This window comes from Bacillus sp. 22190 (assembly GCF_052045575.1).
Lineage (GTDB): Bacteria > Bacillota > Bacilli > Bacillales > Bacillaceae > Bacillus > Bacillus altitudinis.
Map to the genome: position 1 here is coordinate 1 of NZ_JBQEPF010000031.1, position 4,719 is coordinate 4,719.

Genomic DNA, 4,719 nt, shown 5'->3' on the forward strand with positions numbered 1-4,719 from the left:
TCCTTCAATAGCTGTTTTTTTCCATGATGATGGAGCGTTGTAACTGTAAGAGTTGCCAGATGGGTTTTTTGTTGCTTTTTGTGTTCCACTTGGCCAACCACTTGAACCATATCTTACTGTTCTTTTGGATAATTTGATTGAACTATCATCAATTTTCCATCCACCTGTTATTTTGTTTAATTTTGCATAACGTACATTGTCCTTTTTTGAAATAGTATAATAAATTCTACTGTGGGCGCGTACTCCTAGACTGGAATCCCACTCGCTTCTTCCTTTATCATCCATGGTGCGTATGTTATCGTTACTTTGCTGTTTAAGAGCAACATTATTGAAAACTGTAACAGCTATTTTTTGTTCAACGCTGTCTTCTTTAACAGTTTCAGATAGGATTTGTGTGGTGCTATATTGCTTTACACTAGATGAAGTGTCATTTGTTTTAGAGTTGATGTTAACTGAGCTTAATCCAATTGAATTTTCTTGAAGGTCTGAGATGCCATTAATTGCATCTTCATAGGATTCCTCAATACTTTTTTCTCGATTGAATACGGATTTTGTTTCGCTAGATTGAGCTAGAGATACAGAATTAAAACCGGTTAGAAAAATGATACTAATGACAAGTAAGCTGATAATTTTCTTCATAGAAAACATCCTTTCTAATTAAACATTTCTGTTATATTTACATTAATGGGATTATTTTTTAAAAGCAGAACATTCAAAAAACTAAGGACGGAGTTGTGATTATGAGAAATGATAATAATGAATTTGATAGACTTTTTTTTGGTAAACCAGGTTTTATGATTATACTGATTTTATTGGTTATAGGTGGAACAGTTCTATACAATTATTTCTTCAAATGAGTGTAAATGACTTTCTTTTTAAATTATTGTTTGGAATCTCTTATAATATCAACTCCTATTATGGATATATTTTCATCCTATCACTGATTGATTTTGTTGTGGGTACTTATGAAAAATTTCTTTTTTGGTTGCGGTGTCCGCAATCATTTTTTTATTTTTCAGTGCTTCGTTTTGAGGAATATTTGGTGGTCAATGAAATGTTTGGAGGTCATGGGGTATTGGTGCGAATCCTTAAAAATTACATAATTAGCTAATATTTGCAATAAGGTTATTAAACAAAGTATTGTTAATGAATAGTCTTTATTCGAAAGGGGATACTTATGAGAAGTATTTTTGACAATAGGGGAGAAGATCATGAGATTTTACTCATCCTAGTTACTATTTGCTCTCTTCTTACTTTTAAAAAAAATAAAAGGTTAGAACGGTATAAAAGTAAATTGAAAAGCCAATTTAAGTCTTATTAATTTAAAGATAAGGGGATTATCACAATCCCCTTATCTTTATTTGCATAATAAATCTGAAACTACTTTTGGACCACTTTTCTTATATTTAGAACAGTATGCTTTAATTCCTTCTTGCTGCAAATATCTAACTAATTCAGTTCTTCCTGCTGCTAACAGTGCTCGAATTGCTAGAGCAATTACTACTGGTGGTATTTTCTCGCTTGTTATCTCTTCGTCTGGATTATTATTTTGTGTTTGTTCGATGTTGTAATCAGTTGTAAGTGACTGTGCGTTTACTGTTATTGGTGTTCCTATTAGTGTAATAACAATAAGCATTACTATAATTTTTGACATTTTATTCATATAAATCCTCCTTTTGTATTAAATTACAATATTGAGATTATCTAATTAGAATGAGTGTATCAATGGATTTAAGGTAGATTTAAGAATATTGTTTTTTTGGTTGCGTTGTCCGCAATCATTTTTTTTATTTTTTGGAGCTTCGTTTTGATGAAAATTTCTGTGGTAAAATCCGTTAACTGTGGAGGTGAACGTGATGACCATTGAAATTCATGTGATGGATTTAGGGGCATTTATTTTTTGTACTTTGATGCTCATTGCATGTGCAATTTCAGAAACAGAAAAAGCCGGCTATTGAGTCGGCTTTTTCTGTTTAGGCTTGACGGAAATCGAGAGATTTTAGCACTTACACAGGTGTGTGTATAAATGCGCCGTTGTTATGTATTTCCAAAATCGTTGCCACTTTTTTGTGTTGAATTTGTGCAACTTTTTTATTGTTTCGAAAGAGGTATAATGTTCTATTTTATTATCTATTAAGTTTAATTTATTCTTAAAATTTCCTTTAAATGTTGATAAATCCATTATATGATTATATTGTATTGGTATAAAATTACTAGGATGTGAATTGAATTGAAAAAGATTTGTTTATTTGTTTTTGCATTTGTTGTTGTTTTGAGTTTATCATTACCTAATTATACTTTTGCAAAAGATGTTTCTTCTAAAGGTTATACGGTAGAGGATTATGAAAAGTATTTGGCTAATTATGATCAGTCTGATGCTATTAATGCAGGTGTTTCAACTGAATATTTACAATCTGCAGTTTTGAATGCGAAAAAACAATTAAAAGAGTTTAGAGAGTTGTCTCGAGATGATCAGGAATTATTTGTTAAATCCTTGTTTAATGTGTCTCTCTCTGAGCAAACAGTTCTTGAAGAGGACACTAATAAAGATAGTTTGTTAAAATCATCATTAAAGGCAAAAGCTTCAGCATCTTCAAAAGATTATACTGTTTCTTATACTGTAGGAGTAGGAATTTTTGGAGCAGATATTTCTAAGTATAAAGTTTCTGTCACTTATAATGTAAAGGGTGGAAAAGTTAAAAAGATTAAGTCTTCCTCTGCTTATGTTGTTAGTAACTATAATCCAGTTGTTCGAACAGGATTAAATACTCATGGGAAAAATGCTTGGGTTACCTCGGATAATAAGGCAGCTGTAACTGGTAACTTTTATTATAATATTGGACCTTTAAAGGATTTGTCCGTTGGTTTAGGTACTCTTACTGTTAAGACTGTAGGAAATAAAAATGGAAAAAGAACTTATACAAATTATTGGAAAGAATAGTTATAATAAGATTAAATTTGATTAGAGGTGATTCTTATGGCTTTAACAAAAGGTTGGAAAGTGACTATTTATTCTATTTTGGGGTTATTTGCTTTAGGTATGATTATAGGTTTTGCTTCATTTTTAAATATTTAAAGTATTATTCTTTGATCAAAAAGCAGGCTAATAGAGCCTGCTTTTTTTGTATTTTTATGATTATTGCGTGCGTATAAACGGAAGAAGTCGACAGCTGCTGTCATGGGTGGTCCTATTTCCAAAATTGCCACCACTTTTTTTGTTGAGCAGCAGCAATCATTTTTTTTGCTTCAATGGATTCTTTCAAAGCGAGCATGAGATTTTCATCTCGTTTTTTTTGTTGTTCTTCAAATTGTTCGAGTCGTTTTAGGATGGTACGATTGAATTCCTCTTGTCTCTGAATGAGATCGGCGACATTGACATCTTGTAGCGGTGTAGCGGTATCCGATATGGACAAGTTTGACCGATACAAGGTCGCTACAAGTTTGGCTACTTCTTCTAGTGATTTACCACTCAATTTAGAGTGTGTGTATATATACTCCATAGCGGATAAATCGGACTCATTATACTGACGCCATCCCTTAGTGTCTCTGGCGAAATTATAGCCGTTTTTCTCAAGCATGGCGGCGTATTTGCGTATCGTGACGCTGGAGACATTGAGCTTATTTGCAATGTCTTGTGAAGAAAGGTAGGTTTCGGGTTTCATAGCGGGTTCACCTCTTTATGATTCATTCGCTACGGTATACGCTACGCCCTTCTAGATCAAAAGGCAAAATGTTTTTGTTTTGCGTAGCGGGTTGAAAGAGAAAAATTTTGATAAGTGTCGCTGGAGACATTTCGGAAAAGGTGAAAAGAGCATAAGGGAAAACTGCAACCACTTTATGTTTGAAATCCCAGTGTGATTTGTTTCGTGGCGGTTGCGATTTTTGAAAGGAATGTGCCTAAAAATGAAATTCTGACACACCTTTTTTCAGGAGAAAAATGTGGTGATGTGGCAGAAACGGAAAAACTGCCACACCATAAAAAGGAAAAGTGAGAAGAATTGAGTAACGTTTTGTGTTTGAAAAGGAGCGCACCTGCACACAAAGAAAGGGAGCGTTTTGCAAAAAAATCAGTCGTAACAAGGGGTCAATAATGGTGAATTAAGTTTCGTGTTTGTTTTGTGTTGTTTCGGAAAAGTGTGCACTCAAAAGGAGCGTTACTGTTTAAAAAAATGGAGTGAAAAACATATGGCATGAGTCAACGGTAAGCGGAACGAAGTGAGCATTAAGGAGTTGACTCATTCACGACACCCAAAAGCCTGTTTATCAAACAAACCCCGTTTGTTTGCGCCTGCCGAAGGGGCATCCCCCGAAGATCGGGGGTAGGGGGTTTGAATATTTGCCATCCAACGTGCTAGCGTTGGCGGGTTTGGGCAGAGCCCGAAAAGAGTCACTAGGGAACCAGTGCCCACTTATGCACCTAAAAGTTGCACGTGTATTTTCTCTCCGTTCAAAGCAGAATGCCAGGGCATTGTACCGTTGGGAAATTGATGAAAAACTTTGGTGGAGATGGTAGAATAAGAGAGTGATTTATTCATCTGATTGTTTGGCGAAGGTGCGAAGCTAAAAGGCGGCGGTAGTCGCTTGAGTGGCAACGAAAAGCGGAGCACCGAGAGCCAAACGGGAACCCCCTATGCTAACAGGGGGGTAGTACGCAAGATGAAAATAAAACGTATAAAAAAACATGTCGTGCATTTTAAAAATGCCGTTGAGAGCGTTCAG

General features: G+C 34.7%; 4 protein-coding genes. 1 reads left to right on the top strand and 3 read right to left on the bottom strand.

The window, feature by feature from the left end; all coding sequences use genetic code 11:
* Both ACTJKA_RS19685 and ACTJKA_RS19690 read right to left on the bottom strand, forming a co-directional pair.
* Nucleotides 1-639, bottom strand: a 639-nt coding sequence (locus ACTJKA_RS19685; RefSeq protein WP_440607915.1) for a hypothetical protein, incomplete at its 3' end; no start/stop codon positions are given.
* A gap of 718 nt (nucleotides 640-1,357) precedes the next feature.
* Nucleotides 1,358-1,663 carry a hypothetical protein gene (locus ACTJKA_RS19690; RefSeq protein ID WP_034284315.1) on the bottom strand — a complete coding sequence of 102 codons (306 nt, stop codon included), beginning with the start codon at nucleotides 1,661-1,663 and terminating at the stop codon, nucleotides 1,358-1,360.
* Between the two features lie 567 nt (nucleotides 1,664-2,230).
* On the opposite strand from ACTJKA_RS19690, the gene ACTJKA_RS19695 reads away from it, so the two are divergent.
* Nucleotides 2,231-2,941, top strand: a complete 711-nt coding sequence (locus tag ACTJKA_RS19695) for a hypothetical protein (RefSeq protein ID WP_336750597.1) — start codon at nucleotides 2,231-2,233, stop codon at nucleotides 2,939-2,941.
* A gap of 247 nt (nucleotides 2,942-3,188) precedes the next feature.
* On the opposite strand, the gene ACTJKA_RS19700 is transcribed toward ACTJKA_RS19695, so the two are convergent.
* A complete protein-coding gene (locus ACTJKA_RS19700) occupies nucleotides 3,189-3,662 on the bottom strand; it encodes a DUF3967 domain-containing protein (RefSeq protein WP_440607916.1) in 474 nt (157 codons plus the stop codon).
* Nucleotides 3,663-4,719: the final 1,057 nt, after the last annotated feature.

Coding starts and splice junctions, on each gene's coding strand:
- ACTJKA_RS19700 (WP_440607916.1), bottom strand. CDS start 3,662: ATGAAACCCGAAACCTACCTTTCTTCACAAGACATTGCAAATAAGCTC.
- ACTJKA_RS19690 (WP_034284315.1), bottom strand. CDS start 1,663: ATGAATAAAATGTCAAAAATTATAGTAATGCTTATTGTTATTACACTA.